This is a genomic window from Larkinella sp. C7, from assembly GCF_006149005.1.
Taxonomy (GTDB): domain Bacteria; phylum Bacteroidota; class Bacteroidia; order Cytophagales; family Spirosomataceae; genus Larkinella.
The window spans coordinates 171062-188316 of the sequence record NZ_VBSL01000009.1; the positions used below are offsets into that span (position 1 = coordinate 171062).

The 17255-nt window shown below is 53.2% G+C and carries 17 protein-coding genes; 7 read left to right on the top strand and 10 right to left on the bottom strand.

Annotated elements, in window-relative coordinates:
- The first annotated feature begins 25 nt into the window (after positions 1-25).
- The 3 genes from FH871_RS21915 to FH871_RS21925 all read left to right on the top strand — a co-directional run bounded on the left by FH871_RS21915 (position 26) and on the right by FH871_RS21925 (position 4377).
- Positions 26-1489: a RagB/SusD family nutrient uptake outer membrane protein gene (locus FH871_RS21915; protein WP_138993574.1), complete on the top strand. Its 1464-nt coding sequence runs from the start codon at positions 26-28 to the stop codon at positions 1487-1489.
- Between the two features lie 36 nt (positions 1490-1525).
- On the top strand, positions 1526-2587 hold the full coding sequence (locus FH871_RS21920; protein ID WP_138993575.1) for a glycoside hydrolase family 2 TIM barrel-domain containing protein: 1062 nt from the start codon (positions 1526-1528) through the stop codon (positions 2585-2587).
- A gap of 71 nt (positions 2588-2658) precedes the next feature.
- Positions 2659-4377, top strand: coding sequence for an arylsulfatase (locus tag FH871_RS21925; protein ID WP_138993576.1), 1719 nt, complete (start codon positions 2659-2661; stop codon positions 4375-4377).
- Here the strand turns inward: FH871_RS21925 and FH871_RS21930 are convergent, their stop codons facing one another.
- Complete coding sequence (locus FH871_RS21930) at positions 4378-4821, bottom strand: type I restriction enzyme HsdR N-terminal domain-containing protein (protein WP_138993577.1); 444 nt, start codon at positions 4819-4821, stop codon at positions 4378-4380.
- Between the two features lie 62 nt (positions 4822-4883).
- On the opposite strand from FH871_RS21930, the gene FH871_RS21935 reads away from it, so the two are divergent.
- The gene (locus tag FH871_RS21935) at positions 4884-5654 is read left to right on the top strand and encodes an AMP nucleosidase (protein ID WP_138993578.1); all 771 of its coding nucleotides are present in this window, start codon (positions 4884-4886) and stop codon (positions 5652-5654) included.
- 78 nt (positions 5655-5732) lie between these two features.
- Here FH871_RS21935 and FH871_RS21940 read toward each other — a convergent pair whose 3' ends face one another.
- Complete coding sequence (locus FH871_RS21940) at positions 5733-7073, bottom strand: tetratricopeptide repeat protein (protein WP_138993579.1); 1341 nt, start codon at positions 7071-7073, stop codon at positions 5733-5735.
- Positions 7074-7471: 398 nt separating this feature from the next.
- Between FH871_RS21940 and FH871_RS21945 the strand changes: the two genes are divergently transcribed.
- Positions 7472-7909: an Hsp20/alpha crystallin family protein gene (locus tag FH871_RS21945; protein WP_138993580.1), complete on the top strand. Its 438-nt coding sequence runs from the start codon at positions 7472-7474 to the stop codon at positions 7907-7909.
- A gap of 57 nt (positions 7910-7966) precedes the next feature.
- Here the strand turns inward: FH871_RS21945 and FH871_RS21950 are convergent, their stop codons facing one another.
- A complete protein-coding gene (locus tag FH871_RS21950) occupies positions 7967-8614 on the bottom strand; it encodes a phosphoribosylanthranilate isomerase (RefSeq protein WP_138993581.1) in 648 nt (215 codons plus the stop codon).
- A 146-nt stretch (positions 8615-8760) separates the two neighbouring features.
- On the opposite strand from FH871_RS21950, the gene FH871_RS21955 reads away from it, so the two are divergent.
- On the top strand, positions 8761-10005 hold the full coding sequence (locus FH871_RS21955; RefSeq protein ID WP_138993582.1) for an MFS transporter: 1245 nt from the start codon (positions 8761-8763) through the stop codon (positions 10003-10005).
- A gap of 97 nt (positions 10006-10102) precedes the next feature.
- On the top strand, positions 10103-10963 hold the full coding sequence (locus FH871_RS21960; RefSeq protein ID WP_138993583.1) for an SMP-30/gluconolactonase/LRE family protein: 861 nt from the start codon (positions 10103-10105) through the stop codon (positions 10961-10963).
- 43 nt (positions 10964-11006) lie between these two features.
- Here FH871_RS21960 and FH871_RS21965 read toward each other — a convergent pair whose 3' ends face one another.
- The 7 genes from FH871_RS21965 to FH871_RS21995 all read right to left on the bottom strand — a co-directional run bounded on the left by FH871_RS21965 (position 11007) and on the right by FH871_RS21995 (position 17252).
- Positions 11007-11618: a Uma2 family endonuclease gene (locus tag FH871_RS21965; protein ID WP_138993584.1), complete on the bottom strand. Its 612-nt coding sequence runs from the start codon at positions 11616-11618 to the stop codon at positions 11007-11009.
- 48 nt (positions 11619-11666) lie between these two features.
- On the bottom strand, positions 11667-12968 hold the full coding sequence (argH, locus tag FH871_RS21970; protein ID WP_255516952.1) for an argininosuccinate lyase: 1302 nt from the start codon (positions 12966-12968) through the stop codon (positions 11667-11669).
- Between the two features lie 104 nt (positions 12969-13072).
- The gene (locus FH871_RS21975) at positions 13073-14329 is read right to left on the bottom strand and encodes an MFS transporter (RefSeq protein WP_138993585.1); all 1257 of its coding nucleotides are present in this window, start codon (positions 14327-14329) and stop codon (positions 13073-13075) included.
- A gap of 67 nt (positions 14330-14396) precedes the next feature.
- Positions 14397-15035, bottom strand: coding sequence for a DUF1080 domain-containing protein (locus FH871_RS21980; RefSeq protein WP_138993586.1), 639 nt, complete (start codon positions 15033-15035; stop codon positions 14397-14399).
- Positions 15036-15128: 93 nt separating this feature from the next.
- Positions 15129-15707: a hypothetical protein gene (locus FH871_RS21985; RefSeq protein WP_138993587.1), complete on the bottom strand. Its 579-nt coding sequence runs from the start codon at positions 15705-15707 to the stop codon at positions 15129-15131.
- Between the two features lie 42 nt (positions 15708-15749).
- Positions 15750-16193: a DMT family transporter gene (locus tag FH871_RS21990; RefSeq protein ID WP_138993588.1), complete on the bottom strand. Its 444-nt coding sequence runs from the start codon at positions 16191-16193 to the stop codon at positions 15750-15752.
- Positions 16194-16274: 81 nt separating this feature from the next.
- Positions 16275-17252: a type I phosphomannose isomerase catalytic subunit gene (locus FH871_RS21995; protein ID WP_138993589.1), complete on the bottom strand. Its 978-nt coding sequence runs from the start codon at positions 17250-17252 to the stop codon at positions 16275-16277.
- Between the last annotated feature and the right edge of the window lie 3 nt (positions 17253-17255).

Sequence of the window (17255 nt, forward strand, 5' to 3'; positions counted from 1 at the left end):
TATACGTCCTAACAGTGGATCACCCATGAAAAAGATCGTCAACTATATCCTGCTCGTTGGTGCGGTTCTGGTGTTGCCAGCCTGCGAAGAAACCCTGGAAGTAACCCCCAAATCCGAATTTTCGCCGGGCAACGTGCTGACCTCCGAAAGCGGCATCAAGTCGCTGCTGTTTTCGGCCTATGCCCAGGCGCAAACCCAATCCAACTCCCGCTACGTCATCAATGATTCGGAAGTTTGTACGGATATGGCATTCAATACCGGTGGGGCCGAAAACGGGCAGCTCATCACGATCATCAACTTCACCTGGGACCCGTCGCTGGGAACGTTCAACGATGATATGTGGGCTCCGAATTACCGGGCCATTCGCGATGCCAACGGGGTTATCGAGAACATCGACAAGGTGAATACGACCGATGCCACGAAGAAACTCTTCAAAGCCGAAGCGCGTGTGCTGCGGGCACAGGCCTACGCGATCCTGTACAATTTCTTCGGTACGGTTCCGCTTCGGACTTCGACGAGTCAGCTTGGCGGACTGGCGCGGGCTGCGGAGGCTGATCTCAAAACGTTTATCGAAACGGAAATCAGTCAATCCATTGCCGATCTGCCCGATCCGGGGAAAGAAGAAGCCTATGGCCGGTTGAACAAGGGAAATGCGAACGGGATTCTGGCCAAGTTTTACCTCAACACCAAACAGTGGCAGAAAGCTGCCGATGCCGCAAAAGCGGTGATGGATCTGAATTACTACGCCCTGCATCCTGCTTTTTCGGACCTGTTCCGGGTGGAGAATGAAGGCATGAACAACCGCGAAATGCTGCTGGTGTTGCCGTGCCGCACCGAAGATCCGTTCGGAAACTGGTTTCAGGCCGGGACCTTGCCGCCGTCGTACAAGAGCAGCCCGCAGTTTTCCAATTATGTTTACAAGACCACCATGTCGAATTTTGCGACGCAATACCGCCTGCGAACCGCCTTCACCAGCACGTTTGCGCCGACCGATAAGCGGCTGCAACTGATTTGCACCAGCTACGTCAACAGCAGCAACCAGACCGTCGATCTGTCGACCGGCGACAACGCCCGGAGTTTCAAATACTGGGACAACAATACGGTGGGGAACAACAGCGGAACCGATGTGCCGGTGATTCGGTATGCCGACATCCTGCTGACCCGCGCCGAAGCCCTGAATGAGCTGAACGGCCCGACCGCCGAGTGTTTTACGCTGATCAATCAGGTGCGCACCCGGGCCGGTATTGCCAACCTGACCACCGCCGATGCCGCCACCAAAGAGGCCTTCCGGACGGTTATTTTCCGGGAGCGGGGTTGGGAGTTTGTCTCCGAAGGCAAGCGTCGGGAAGACCTGATTCGTCAGGGAACGTTCATTGCGCTGGCTCAGGCGCGGGGCATAACGAACGCCAAACCGGAGCGGGTGCTGTTCCCGATTCCACAGTCCGAAATTGATGCCAACAAATTGTGTGTCCAGAATCCGGGTTACTAACGTTTAACGGCCAGACTGTCAAGTACTAACTTTTCCATGAAACGACTACTGATTCTTTTCCTTTTTCTGCTGCGGTTTTTGCCGGAGCTAAGTGCCCAAAACAAGATCTGGACGCCCGAAAAGGCGAATGCCTGGTACCAGAAACAAGGCTGGATTCGGGGCTGTAACTTCCAGCCCAGTTCGGCCATCAACCAACTGGAGATGTTTCAGGCCGCGACCTTCGATCCCCAAACCCTCGACCGTGAACTCGGTTGGGCCGAAGGGCTGGGACTCAATGCGATGCGGGTGTATCTGCATCACGTGGCCTGGACGTCGGATCAGGCGGGGTTCAAAAAACGGCTCGATCAATACCTCGGAATCTCCCAAAAACACGGTATTAAAACCATTCTGGTGTTTTTTGACGACTGCTGGAACGACGAATACCGCCCCGGAAAACAGCCGGAACCCAAGCCGGGTATCCACAACAGCGGCTGGGTGCGCGATCCCGGCACCATGATCCACACCCATCCAGACAGCCTGGCGATGCTGGAGCGGTATGTGAAAGATGTGATGATCACCTTCAAAAACGACGAGCGGATTCTGCTCTGGGATCTGTATAACGAACCGGGCAACAACCAGTATTTCAGCAAAAGCCTGCCGTTGCTGAAAGCGGTTTTTAGCTGGGCGCGGGCCGTTGATCCTTCGCAGCCGGTGAGTGCCGGTTTGTGGAACTGGGACGAAAAATTTACCGAACTAAACCAGTTTCAGCTCGAAAATTCGGATGTGATCACCTACCACCATTACAAGTATATCGATGATCATAAAAAGCGGATTGCGGACCTTCGGCAACACAAGCGACCGCTGATCTGCACCGAATACATGGCGCGCTCCAACGGCAGTATTTTTCAGACCATTATGCCGCTGCTGAAACAGGAAAACATCGGTGCGATCAACTGGGGATTTGTGGCGGGTAAGACCAACACCATCTATGCCTGGCGAACGCCCATGCCCGACGGCAAAGAGCCGGAATTGTGGTTTCACGATATTTTGCGGAAAGACGGAACGCCCTTCAGCGCGGAGGAGGTGAAGACGATCAAAACATTGACCGGTAAAAAATAAACGTGTCGATCAATCCGGCATAAATTATCCGTAGGTTGCATTCATATTGGTTCAAATTCACTCGTTGCGTTATGAAGAAGGGGCTTTTGGTGCTGTCGATCCCTTTGCTGGCCGTTTTTGCCATCCTGTTTCTGGGCAGTTTTGAGAAGAAACCGCTCGTTACCCCGTCGTCCAAAGCGCCCGCCCGGCCCAACATCATTGTGATCATGGCGGACGACCTCGGCTTTTCGGATGTCGGCTGCTACGGCGGTGAAATTCATACCCCGAACATCGATTACCTGGCCAAAAATGGTATTCGGTATACGCAGTTTTACAACACCTCGCGCTGCTGCCCGACGCGGGCCAGCCTGCTGACCGGTTTATACAACCAGCAGGCCGGTATTGGCAAAATGACCGAAGCGGAAGACCAGCCCGGCTACCGCGGACACCTGACTGACAATACCGTAACGCTGGCGGAAGTACTCAAAACCGCCGGTTATCAGACGGCGATGACCGGCAAGTGGCACGTTTCGAACACCACTGTGCAAAAAGACCCGAAGGAGCAACTGGCCTGGCTGAACCACCAGAAAGACTACGGCGATTTTGCGCCCATCGACCAATATCCGACCAACCGGGGTTTTGACCGGTATTTTGGCAACATCTGGGGCGTCGTCGATTTTTTTGACCCCTTCAGCCTGGTGAACGGCACCAAACCGGTCAAGTCCGTACCGAAGAACTACTACCACACGGATGCCATCAGCGATACAACGGTCGCCTATATTCAGTCGTTTGCGAAGGGATCGGCACCGTTTTTCCTGTATGTGGCCCACACGGCCCCGCACTGGCCGCTAATGGCGCTGCCCGAAGACATCGCGAAATACAAGGATACCTACAAAGCGGGCTGGGATGTGATTCGCAAAAACCGGTATGAGAAAATGGTCAAACTGGGCCTGATCGATCCGAAGAAAACAAAACTTTCCGATCGCTGGCAGAATGACCTGAGTTGGGAAGCCAACCCGGATAAAGAGTGGGATGCCCGCGCGATGGCCGTTCATGCCGCCATGATCGACCGGATGGATCAGGGCATTGGCCGGATGCTGAAAGCCCTGCGCGAAACCGGTCAGCTGGACAATACGCTGATTCTGTTTTTGTCGGACAACGGAGCCAGTCCCGAAAATTGTGCGGCTTACGGCCCCGGTTTCGACCGGCCCAACCAGACGCGCGATGGCCGACCGATTGCCTACGACCTCAAAAAGCAAATCATGCCGGGCGCGCAAACGTCCTATTCCTCGATTGGACAGCGTTGGGCCAATGTCGCCAACACGCCGTATCAGTTCTGGAAAGCCGAATCGTCGGAAGGGGGCGTTCATACGCCTTTGGTGGCTTTCTGGCCCAACGGGATGACGGCGAAAAAAGGCAGTTTTAGTGCGCAGACAGGACACGTAATGGATTTCATGAGCACATTTGTCGAACTGGCTGGTGCGACGTACCCCAAAACCCACCAGGGCCACGCGATCACACCCACCACGGGCGTCAGCCTGGTACCGTCTTTTCAGGGAAAAAGCGCAGTGGGTCATTCGACCTTGTTTAATGAACATTTTGGCGCGCGGTATGCCCGGTCCGGCAACTGGAAACTGGTTTCGGCCAGCCGCGACACCACCTGGCGGCTGTTTGATCTGGCAACGGATCGAACCGAGATGAACGATGTCGCGGCCCGGTATCCCGATAAAGTGCGTGAACTGGAAGGGCTATGGCGTCAGTGGGCAAACACCCATCAGGTGTTTCCTAAACCGGGGAACAAAGCGAATTGATTATTCAAACCGGGGCAGATCGTCCAGAAAATCAACGGTTTGGAGTTGGTAGTCGACGCAGCAGCAGTAGTGCGTCAGGCCGTTGGTGATCACGATGTACGGCGCCTGATGAATGTGGTTGTAGCGGCCAATCTGGTCGAAAACCTGTTGCGTGACGGCCACCTGGGGGGCTTTGCATTCGACGAGCAGAAACGGTTTTCCCAATCGGTCGAACACCAGAATGTCCGTTCGTTTTCGCAACTGATTGAGTTTCAAACCGCCCTCCGTCCGAATCAATGATTTCGGATAGCCATACTGATTCAGCAGCAGATGCACGACGTGTTGTCGCACCCATTCTTCCGGTGTAATGAGCACATACTTCTTCCGCAACACGTCGAAAATATACGGTTTCCCCTCGATCTGCTTCGTATTGTAATCAAAAACCGGTAGGTTTAACGATTCCATTCGTCAAAAATACGGAATCTGACGGAGTAATGCTGCCATCGATCGACGATACACTTCAAACCATGAAAACCAAAGATGAAATTGTCCAAAACTGGCTGCCCCGGTATACCGGAACGCCCATCGAGCAGTTCGGTGAGTATATTCTGCTGACGAATTTTATCAATTACGTCGAGCTGTTTGCAAAAAAATACGATACGGAAATCTATGGGTTGGGCCGGGCCATGCAAACGGCAACTGCCGACAACATCACAATCATCAACTTCGGAATGGGCAGTGCCATGGCGGCAACGGTCATGGATTTGCTGACGGCGGTGAGTCCCAAGGCGGTGTTGTTTCTGGGAAAATGCGGTGGTTTGAAAAAAACGCTGGTTGGTGATCTGGTTTTGCCGATTGCGGCCATTCGGGGCGACGGCACCAGCAACGATTACATGCGGCCCGAAATCCCGGCCCTGCCGTCGTTCCGGTTGCAGCGGGCGGTTTCGTCCATGATCAAGAAACACGAACTGGATTACTGGACCGGTACGGTCTATACGACGAACCGGCGCATCTGGGAACACGACGAAGTGTTCAAGGAGTATCTGCGTGAGATTCGGGCCATGGCGATCGACATGGAAACCGCCACGATCTTCATCGTCGGTTTCGCCAACGCCATTCCGCACGGCGCCCTGCTGCTGGTTTCCGACAATCCGATGGTGCCGGAAGGCGTCAAAACCGAAGAAAGTGACAAACGCGTCACCGGCTCGTACGTCGAAAAACACCTTCAGATCGGCATCGACTCCCTCCGCGAACTAGCCACATCGGGCGAGTCGGTCAAGCACCTGCGGTTTGAGTAAAGAGTTAGGAATTAAGAGTTATGAGTGAAGAGTTGGCTGACGCATTTAACTCTTCACTCATAACTCTTAATTCCTAACTCAATTGCAATAGTCACTAATCGCCTTATACGACGGCGTGTAGCCGAGTTCGCCGGATTTGCTGAGGTCGAGACAGCCGCCGTTTTCGTCGCCCAGGCTATGGCGGATGATGCCGCGCACGTAGTAGACCTCGGCGTATTTCGGATCAAGTTGCAGCGCACTGTTGCAGTCCAGAATCGCCCCTTTCTGGTCGCCTTGCTGCGAACGGATGAGGCCGCGGGTGAAGTAGGCTTCGGAGTAGGTCGGGTTCAGTTCGATGGCTTTGTTCAAATCGGCCGTGGCTCCTTTGATGTCGTTGACTTTACTTTTGCTGATGGCCCGGTTAAAATACGCTTCCGAGCGTTCGGTCGACAGGGCGTCGATGATGTTTTTCTGCTGCACGGCGTTCCGCAAATTGTCCAGAACCGCCCTGGAAATTTTGCCGTTATAGACCACTTTTGTTTCCACGTTGGCATTATTGATTTCAATGGCCGTATTGTAATCCTGAATGGCTCCGCGCTGGTCGCCCAGTTTGCCACGGCAGAAGGCGCGGCCATAAAAGGCCCGGTAGTTGGTTGCTTCGAGAACAATCGCGCGGTCATAGTCATTCAGCGCACTTTTGTAATCTTCCAGTTTGCTTTTGGCAAAGCCCCGGTTGTAGAACGATTCGCCATCTTCGGGCGCCAGTTCAATGGCTTTGTTAAGATCTTCAGCGGCTTTTTGGTACTGGCCCAGTTTCACCAGCGATGCCCCCCGACCGGCGTAAGCCTGCGCCCGTTTGGGGTTCAGTTCAATCACCTTCGAAAAATCGGCCAGACTGCCCGCATAGTCGTCCAGCTTCTGTTTGGTGATGCCGCGGGCGTATAGCGCCTGCACGTTGTTGGGGTCCAGTTCGATGGTTTTGGTGAAATCCTGCAAGGCACCCCGGTATTGTTCCAGACGGCTGCGGCTCACGCCCCGGTAATAATACGCCTGAGCGTCGTCGGGTGCCAGTTCGATGGCCCGGCTGAAGTCCATGAGGGCCGCGCGGTGATCGTCCTGTTTGCTCTTGCTGACCCCGCGGCTGAGATAGGCCAGGGCATCTTTTCCATTGAGTTCAATGGCCCGGTCGTAGTCCAGGATGGCACCGCGGTGGTCTTTCAGATTGGCTTTGGCCAGTCCGCGGTTGTAGTAGCTGGGTGCGTTTTCGGGATTTGCCCCGATGGCCATACTGAATGCCTGCAAAGCACCCATGAAATCGCCCGATTTACTTTTCACAATGCCGGCTTCAAAAAACGTGGCCGCGGTCTGCTGCGCCTGTAGGATCGTGGTACTCAGGAAGACGCAAAAAATGAAGGATAGAAGACGGTAATACTGGAACATAAGTAATAGTACGGTTGAGAGGAAGGTACAGAAGGCTAAAAATAAGGTTTGATTGTCGATACATCAACTATCAGTTACATTAAATTTCTTGCTTACTCATACTGAAAAGCCACGCTAACCCTTTTGTGTCCGTATTTCTGCTCCATATCCCGCACTTTTAATCCATAACCGTCCGGCCTGAATAAGTGGTTAGGGAACAGCACAGGTGAACGCCCGGGCACATTGAGCAGTCGTTCAGACAAAAATGCCGATTAAGCAAGACAAAATGTCATCATTTCTTTCAATATATATAATTTTAGTGACAAAATGGCTGGTTTGTGTTCTGTTTTTGGATTGGTACACAAGTTGAACAAAGGGAGTTGTAGTTCAGAAATTAAAAAGATAACCAACATAAAGCCATGAGAACCTTAGTTCAATACAACCAATTACCCTCGTTTTTTAACAATCTGGTAAACCACGAATTCAACCGTCATTTCCACACGCCAGCGGTTGCCAAAGCGGCTAGCTCGGTCGTTCCGGCGGTGAATGTGAAAGAAGATGAAACCGCCTATCACATTGAACTGGCGGCCCCCGGTTTGAAGAAAGAAGATTTCGCGATCAACCTGACCAACAACCAGTTGACCATCTCGGCCAAACTGGAAGAAGCCAAAGAAGAAACAACCGAAAAGTATACCCGGAAAGAGTTCAGCTACAGTTCCTTCGAACGGAGCTTCCGCTTACCGAAAAACGTGAACAACGAACAAATTCAGGCTGCCTACACCGACGGTATTCTGAAAATCGATCTGCCGAAAGTTGAAAAACCGGTGATCGAACCCAAACAAATTGAAGTAGCGTAAGGTGAGTCGACGCATAGAAAGAAAACCCCGGCCGGTTTGGTCGGGGTTTTTTAGTATCTAATTTCGGTGGATTTGGGTGAAAAACCGGGTCAGTTTATGCGAATCCAGCTTTCCGTTGGTTCGAACACCGCTGCAAATATCCAGACCGAAGGGCTGCACAGTGTCGATGGCCTGCCGAACATTTTCCGGATTCAGGCCACCGGCCAGAAAAACCGGCACCCGGCTTTGCTCCACAATCCGGCGGCTCAGTGTCCAGTCGTGCCGGCGACCCGTTCCGCCCAGTTCCTTCACGGCCAGTTTCGGGTTGCCCGAATCCAGCAACAACGCATCCACTTCCTCGGCCGACGCCAGGGCTTCGTCGATGCTGAGTTCATCCAAAACGTGAATCACCTGCACGAGTTTTATGCCCGGTAAAGCCGCCCGCAGGGTCCGGTAACTTCCCGGCGGCAGGGCATCGACCAACTGAATGGTGTTGGTAAAAACCCGGCGGTGGTGTTCGATCACGGCTTCGGCCGTAGGCTCGCTCGTCAGCAGAAACGTGGCGATGGGGGGAGGCACGGTTTGCGCAATCGTTCGGATGAGATCATCCCCGATCACGCCCGGCCCGCTGGGCATCCGCCCAACCAGACCCACCGCCGACGCCCCGGCTCCAACCGCCAGCCGGGCTTCTTCCACACTGCTGATGCAACAAATTTTGACACGCATAACCGATTCTTTTGAAAGACATTAAGCGGACGACGGGTAGCCCGGTCGTGGGTTGGGGCTGCTCGGCGGCTCATTTACAAAAACAAAGAAATGACAGTTCCACTTAATAAGCAGCAGAATCCTGATCGAACCGTTATTTTTGCCGTATGAATAAAAAGGTTGACACCTACGCAGCCCTTCGTTATCCCGAATTTCGCTTTTTTGCTGCCAATAGCTTTCTGTTTACGGCCACGCTTCTGATTCAGGAGGTTTTGTTGGGGTATGAATTGTATAAGATGACGCACGATCCGCTGGCGCTGGGTCTTGTTGGCCTGGCCGAAGCGCTGCCGTTCATCGCCATGTCGCTGTTTGGCGGTCACCTCGCCGACCGGCGGGAGAAACGGTCCATTTTGCAGGTCAGCCTGTCGGTGATTATTCTGGGGTCCGTCATTCTGTACCTGGTTTTTCAACCTTCCGTAGTCGGACATCTTTCCAAATCCACGCAGTTGGTGGTGATATACAGCGCGTTCGTGCTGATCGGGACGGCCAAGGGATTTTATTCGCCCACCAGTTCGTCGCTGAAACCGTTCCTGGTTCCACGGGAATTGTATGCCAACTCGTCCACCTGGAGCGGGTCGTTCTGGCAGGCCGGTGCCATTGCCGGGCCGGGCATTGCCGGTTTTCTCTACGTCTGGCTGGGCTTGGATTATTCGTTGCTGGTGGTCATCGGTTTGCTGCTGGTTTGTCTGATATTGATTTCGATGATTAAGAAAAAACCGGTTCCGGTGACTGAAGGCCCGAAAGACAGCCTGTGGAACAGCGGGCGTGAAGGCTTCCGGTTTGTGTTCAAAACCAAGATCATTCTCTATTCCATTTCGCTGGATCTGTTTTCGGTTCTGTTCGGCGGTGTGGTGGCCATGCTGCCCATTTTTGCCGAAGACATTCTGAAGGTAGGCGCTCAGGGGCTGGGGATTCTGCGGGCGGCACCGGCCATCGGTGCCATCGGAACCATGCTGCTCCTGACGCGGTTTCCGCCCACCCACAACGCCTGGCGGAACATGCTCATTGCAGTGTTGGGCTTCGGGGTTTTTACGCTGGTGTTCGCTTTCTCGACCCACTTCTGGCTGTCGGTTTTTGCCCTGTTCGTAACGGGTGCGTTCGATAGCGTCAGTGTGGTGATCCGAAACACGGTTCTGCAAATTTTCCCGCCCGATCACATGCGGGGCCGGGTGGCGGCTGTCAACGGTATTTTTGTCAGCTCTTCCAACGAAATTGGGGCTTTCGAGTCGGGGGTGGCGGCCCGGTTGCTGGGCGTGGTGCCTTCGGTGGCGCTGGGCGGGGTGGTCACGCTGTTCGTCGTGGCCTATGTCTATTACAATTCCAAGGAGCTGTTTGCGGTTCGCTTAAGTTAGCGCGTTGTACGGTAACAAACCGGCCAAACCGTTGGAATAACGCCCTCCGTGTCGTTACTTACAAGGTAAACATTACAAAACCATCTGCTCCCGAATTATGCGTTTGCTAAATCTACTGTTAAGCGGCAGTATTGTACTGACCGTTGCCTTGTCGGCGTTTGAATCGCCGAAAAAAGAAAAAAAACTCGTGAAAGTCTGGGAAACCGACTCCACGCTGCGCGTGCCGGAATCGGTGCTTTACGATCCGAAAGGGAAAGTTCTCTACGTGGCCAACATCGTTGGCAAATCCGACTCCCTCGATGGGGACGGTTTTATTTCGAAAGTCTCGCTCGACGGCAAAATCGAAAACCTCAAGTGGACCACGGGCCTGAACGCGCCCAAGGGCATGGGCATCTACAAAAACCGCCTGTATGTCACGGATGTCTACCGGCTGATTGCCATTAATCTGTCGAACGGGCAGGCCGAGAAAACCTGGGATGCCACGGACAAAAAGGCGTTTCTGAACGATGTGACGATTGATAAAAAGGGGACGGTTTATGTATCAGACAGCCGGAACAGCAAGATTTATCGCCTGAAAGACAGCAAGTGGGAAATCTGGATGGATGGTGGCGACCTGAACAATCCGAACGGTTTGCTGGCAGTCGGCACGAAGAAAATGATGATTGGCAGCACCAAAATCGGGGCCCTGCAATCCATCGACGTCGAAACCAAAGCCATTACGAAACTGGCCGATGGCATGGGAAACACCGACGGTATTGTGGCCGTCGGGAAAGACTTCATCGTTTCGGACTGGAGTGGCCGGCTTTTCTACATCAGTGCGGACGGGCAGAAACAATTGATGCTAGATTCGCGGCCTGAAAAAATGAATACCGCTGATATTGAATACATTCCGGGCAAGGAAATGATCGTTGTTCCGACGTTTTTCAAGAACAAGCTGGTCGCGTACCGGGTTGAGTAAGCAGATTAACTAAAAGGTGTCAGATCATTGAGCCTGGCACCTTTTAGTACGGAATTCCTTCGTCTTCGAGTATTTTCTTTACGTTTAGAACGCAGCCCTCCATAATCGGGACATCGTTGCCCCAGTCCGTAAAAATCCAGTCCTGATTGGGTACCGCTACAAATACCCGACGTGGTTTGCTCAACACCCAGAAGACTTTTTCGACGCCAAAATCGAACAGTCGCTGCGTTTTTTCGGCAATGTATTCCATCTCGGCACCCAGTCGTTCGCTGACATCGGCTTTGATGTCCACCTCAATGACTATTTTAGGGGGTGTGTTGAAGTATTTCGTCGTTAGTTCGAAGGTTCCTTTCTCGTAGATGGCAATGTCGGCGGCCAGATTGTCATTCATCTCAAGATGAAGGCCTGCTTCATTGGTGAAAGGGACGTAGCGTTTTTTATCCCGGTTGTTGAGAATAAAGCCGTAAATGAACGATACCAGAAACGATTGAAGCGAACTACTGCCCATAATAGCGTTGAAATCGAGTTTGCCCGCCAGTACATCCCGGTACCCCCGGTAGTAAACCGGCTGTCCGTTCAGCACTTCGTAGATCAGGTACGAAGGCACGGGCGGAGTTTCCGGTTTTGTTTGTACGGTTTCTTCAGTTGCTACCATAATCGTTAAGCAGATTTGATAACCAATGTAGGCAAATTTTTAGAAAAATTAAAGCGCTTTTGCCAGAAGTCGCTCCACGGCTTCGGCCACTTTCTCCGCGCCAAATCCCTGCATGTTTGCATCCATGTGCTTCACAATCTGGTCGTTCCCCAAATTGCCAAGGCTGCCTTCGTGGGTGTGATGCAGTTCGCGTGACGCTTTATACGTTCCATCCTCTACTTCGGTTTTGACCATCAGGTATGCTTCCCGAAACGGAACGCCTTCCAGCACCAGCGCATTGACCCGCTCGACGCTGAACATCAGATCGTATTTCGGATCGTCCATCAAATTGGGTTTCACCTGAATGTTTTCGAGCATAAAATCCGTGATTTCCAGACAATCCAGGATTTCTTCAAAAGCCGGCATCAGAATTTCTTTCAGAATCTGCATGTCGCGGTGGTAACCCGACGGCAGGTTGCTCATCACCAGCGTCACCTCCATCGGCAGGGCTTTCAGGCGGTTGGTTTTGGCCCGGAGCAGTTCGGCCACGTCGGGATTTTTCTTGTGCGGCATGATGCTCGAACCGGTCGTCAGGGCGTCGGGCAGCGTCAGGAACCCGAAGTTCTGGCTGTTATAGAGGCAAATGTCCATCGCCATTCGCGAGAGCGTAGCGGCCACGGCGGCCAGCGCCGTCAAAGCGGTTTGTTCGGTTTTTCCGCGACTCATCTGCGCATACACCACGTTGACGTGCATGCCTTCAAAGCCCAGCAGTTCGGTGGTTAAGGTGCGGTTGAGCGGAAACGAGGAACCGTAGCCTGCGCCCGAACCGAGCGGATTCCGGTTGGCAAACCGGTAAGCGGTTTGCAACAGCAGCATATCATCGGCCAGGGCTTCGGCGTAGGCACCAAACCACAGTCCGAACGACGACGGCATGGCAATCTGCAGGTGCGTGTAGCCCGGTAACAAATCGGCCTTGTGCTGCTCCGAACGGGCAATCAGCCGGTCGAACACCTGCCGAACGGCTTCGGTCACTTTCCAGAGCCGATCGCGGGTGAACAGTTTGAGGTCGACCAGCACCTGGTCGTTGCGCGACCGTCCGCTGTGAATTTTCTTGCCAACATCGCCCAGTTTGCGGGTCAGCATCAGTTCCACCTGCGAGTGAACATCTTCCACACCGTCCTCAATCACAAACTCGCCGGCTTCTATTTGGCGATGTATATATTTTAACTCTTCACTCAAAACTCTTAACTCATCACTCGACAAAAGGCCGATGGTTTCGAGCATGGTGGCATGGGCGAGGTTGCCCAGAACGTCGAAAGGAGCGAGGTACAAATCCATCTCGCGGTCGCGACCGACCGTAAACCGTTCGATTTTTTCGGAGGCCGTAGAATCGGCGGTTGCTTTGGAATGAGGGTCGGTATTTGCTTTTTGCCAGAGTTTCAAGCGCGTAAGGAGTCAGTTAGAAAGCCGCAAAATTAAGCGGTTCTTCCCGGACTATTTAGTAAATCTGTTAAAAGAGTGGTTTTCCTCACCTGAGTGGCTATCCACCAGAATATGCAGGCCGAGGTTAGGCAAAATCCCATCACCACTACCCAGAGCGTCGGAAAACCCGCCCAGGCGACGATCTGCGACCCGAAGGCGGGTGCCGTAATCTGGGCGACGGCATAGGCCATCGAATACAACGCCAGGTACTGCCCCCGGTTTTGCGGATTGGCCCGTTCCACCGTAAACGACTGCATGAACGGCATGGCCAGCATTTCCCCAAAGGTGTTGATAAAAATCGCAACAATGGCTAAAACCGGCCACAAACCGGTATTCAGGAGCAGGTAGGACAAGCCAACCAGCAACGCGCCAAACCCAATGATGCCGACTTTCAGGTGCGCATACCGCTTTTCAATCGCGTACACCAGCGCCATTTCGATGAAGACGATCATCAGGCCGTTCATTGTCATCAGCAGCCCGATCTGGGTTTCTTTCAGGTGCAACACCTGTTTGAAATACAGCGGAATCATGCCGAACAACTGCCAGAAGCCGATTGCGAAAAGAATCGTAGCCCCGACAAAAATCAGAAACAACCGGTCACGGTAGGCTGATCGGATGCCTGCTGCGGGGGCGTCGGTTTTGTCAACCGTTGAACTGGATCGCTCCGGAACGGGCAGGTAGGCCCGCAGCACGATTGCGGCCACGATGCAGGTGACACCATCGACCCAGAACAAAAGCCGGTAGTCGATGCCGGCCAGATAGCCGCCCAAACCGCCCCCGAGCGACCAGCCGAGGTTGATCGCCAGCCGGTTGAGCGAATAGGCACGGGTGCGGTTTTCGGGAACGCTGTAATAGGCAACCGCCGACGAAACCGCCGGACGAAAGGCATCCCCCAGTAGGGTGTAGACGAAAACGACCCCGCACATGGTGTAGAAATCCTGCGCGAATTGCAGGAAAATCAGGAAGAAGCCCGAAATCAACAGGCTCAGAAACTGAACCGGGTAGAAACCGAACAGGTCGGAGAGCCGCCCGCCCAGAAACGTACCGACCAGCGCCCCCGCCCCGTAAATGGCCATCACCAGGCCCGCTTCCGTCACGCTGTAGTGCAGGTGTTGCGTCAGATACAGCGTCAGATACGGCAGCACCATCGTGCCGCTGCGGTTGATGAGCATCACGCCCCCCAGCAGCCACACGGGCGCGGGTAAACCCCGGTACGCATCCCGATACAGACGTAAACTGCGGCCAATCATAGCCGCAAAGGTCACCGGTTAACGGGGAATAAAAAAGAGGGATTTCGGGTGTGGACGCGATTTGCCGTTATTTCTTCGCCAATTCCTGCAAGCGGATGTTGCGCCAGCGGACTTCCATGGGCCGTTGCACTTTGGTGCCGTGAACCTGGAGGGCAATAAACCCTTGGGTCGCCAGCGTGTCGGTATAGTCGGTGGTTTTGACGCCATTCAGGAAAATCTTGACGGTTTTGCCGACGGCTTCGATCCGGTATTTGTTCCAGTCGAATTTTTTAAACGCCTGACGGCCTTCGGGGTTGTTTTTCAGATCCACCAGCCAGCCGCGCCGGGCTTCGTCGTATAAACCGCCACTCCAGGCGCGGGCCGCCGGATCGATTTCGGCCTGGTAACCGTGAACGCGGCCATTTTTGAAATCCGGGCGGCTTTCGCTGCGAAACTGAATGCCCGAATTCATGCCCGTATCGACTTTTACTTCCAGTTCGAGAATGAAATCGTCGTAATTTTTAGTGGTACACAGGAAGGTATTCTGCGAATTGGGTTTCGAAATTCCGACGATTTCGTCGTTCTCGATGCGGTAATCATTCTTGACCTGTTCTCCGCGAATGGTCCAGCCGGTGAAGTCTTTCCCGTTGAAGAGTTTAACCCATTTTTCTTTCTGGAACGAGCAGAAAGCGAGGGTGAAAGAAATGGCGATGATGAGTTTTTTCATGGGAATTCAAAAGTTGTTTCGCAGAGTTTATCAGAGATTTCTCCGCTTACCTCTGATTTTCTCTGATAAACTCTGCGAAACAACCCTTTCTACTCACTCTGGAGTTACAAAAATCTTCGGATCGGAGATCAATGCCCGGTGTTCTTCCAGAAATTGCTTGAAAAGCCGGATTTCTTCGAGCTGTTTATCAATCGGATGCGTGAGGGAATAACTTTCGACGTACACCTCCTTGAAATCCGTGATCAGGTATTCCATCAGCCGGATGCCGCGTTTTTTCAGCGCGTGGAGATACAGATTCTGGTGGTTGAAAGTGAATCGGGGATGCTGGTAGGACGCCGTGGTTTTGATATCGACGGCTTTGTATTTTCCGATCAGATCGACGTAGCCGTAAAACAGCACGTCGTCGATCTCGTACTGGCAATAGACCTGGGTTTCGATGATGGGCCGGGGCAAGTGCCGGCGGAATTTTTCCAGAATGTCGGCGTTGAACCGTTCTTCGTCTTCGCCCTTGATCACGGCGTCTTCAAACCGGGTGCCGCGCTCCTGCGCCACCGTCGTTGGGGCCGGAACCCGGTTGATGGTGTCGAGCAATTGCTGCAGGCTGAAGTTGCCTCCGGAAAGATACCGGGAAAAGGTGTTGAGCAGCGTCGGATAAAAGCGGTATTTGACCATGCCTACTGAACACCGATTGGAACCCGAATTGTTCGTTTTTCCTCAATTCTTTACCACCAGCACAACACCCAGCACGATCAGCAGAACGCCTACCAGCCGCCACAACGTCAGACCGTGTTCTTTAAACCCGAGCAGACCGTAATGATCCAGCACAACGGCCGCCAGCAATTGACCGGCAACGCTCAGACTGAGCAGGTTTCCCGCGCCAATCCGCGGAACGGTTATGATGACGGTTGTTACATAAATGGCCCCCAGCAAACCGCCCGTCCATTTCCACCAACTGATGCCCCGCATGGTTTCGAGAGCTGGTATGGGCGTCCGGAACGCCAGGCACATCAACGCCAGCACCACAAAACCGGAACCAAACGAAATGAGAGCAGCCAGAATCGGATGGGCAATGCTCTGCCGCAACTGGGAGTTCACGCCCGATTGAATGCTCGTCGCCGTTCCAACCAGAAAGGCAAAAATGAAGTAGATGAAATTCATAGGGATGATGAATTATGAATGATGAACGATGAAGTGGCGGACGCGTCATCCATCGTTCATCATTCATCGTTCATCATTTTTTCAGGGTACGTAGGATTCCAAAACCGTCATGTTGCCATTCGGCAGCAGGGTTACCTGCGTGGTTGAAGCCGGGAGCAGCACACACTGGCCCATTTTCAGCGGGATGCGGTAACCATCGCCGGTTTCGACGGTCAGCGAACCGTCGACGCAAACCAGGATCACGAACGAGTCCAGGTGCGTATAGTCGTGCAGCACTTCCTGATCAAATTTCAGGACATTGGTGACGAAATAGTCGCTGGTGACGGCATTGACGCTCTGATTCGGCTGGGAATCATACGGCGTTTTGTATTGATCGTAGTGCGTATAATCGATGGCATCGACGGCCAGCTCCGTATGGAGTTCGCGTTTCTGCCCTTGGTCGTCGGTGCGGTCGAAATCGTAAATCCGGTAGGTGATGTCGGACGTCTGCTGGATTTCGGCCAGCAGAATACCTTTTCCGATGTAGTGAACCCGACCGGCCGGCAAAAAGAACACATCCCCGGCGCTGACTGGTTCGATGTTCAGAAGGTCCATCAGCGTGTTATCCGCGACGGCTTTTACGTACTCATCTTTCGTCACTTCCCGGTTAAAACCGGAGTTCAGCGTGGCCCCTTCGTCGGCTGCGAGGATGTACCACATCTCGGTTTTTCCAAAACTATTATGCCGTTTTTTGGCCAGTTCGTCGTTCGGGTGGACCTGAATCGAGAGGTCGTCGTTGGCGTCGATGAATTTGACCAGCAACGGAAATTCGTTGCCAAACCGCTCGTAAACGTGTTTTCCAACCAGTTCGTCTTTGTAATGCGCCAGCAGTTCCTGCAAACTTTGGCCTTTCAATGGCCCTTCGGCCACCACGGAGATATTGCCCGAAACGCCGGAAATTTCCCAGGTTTCTCCGCAGTTGGGCAGGGGAGAAAAGTCTTTGCCCAGAACGGTTTTGATCTTCTGGCCGCCCCAGATTTTGTCTTTGAAAATCGTTTCAAACGTGAGTGGGTGCAACATAAT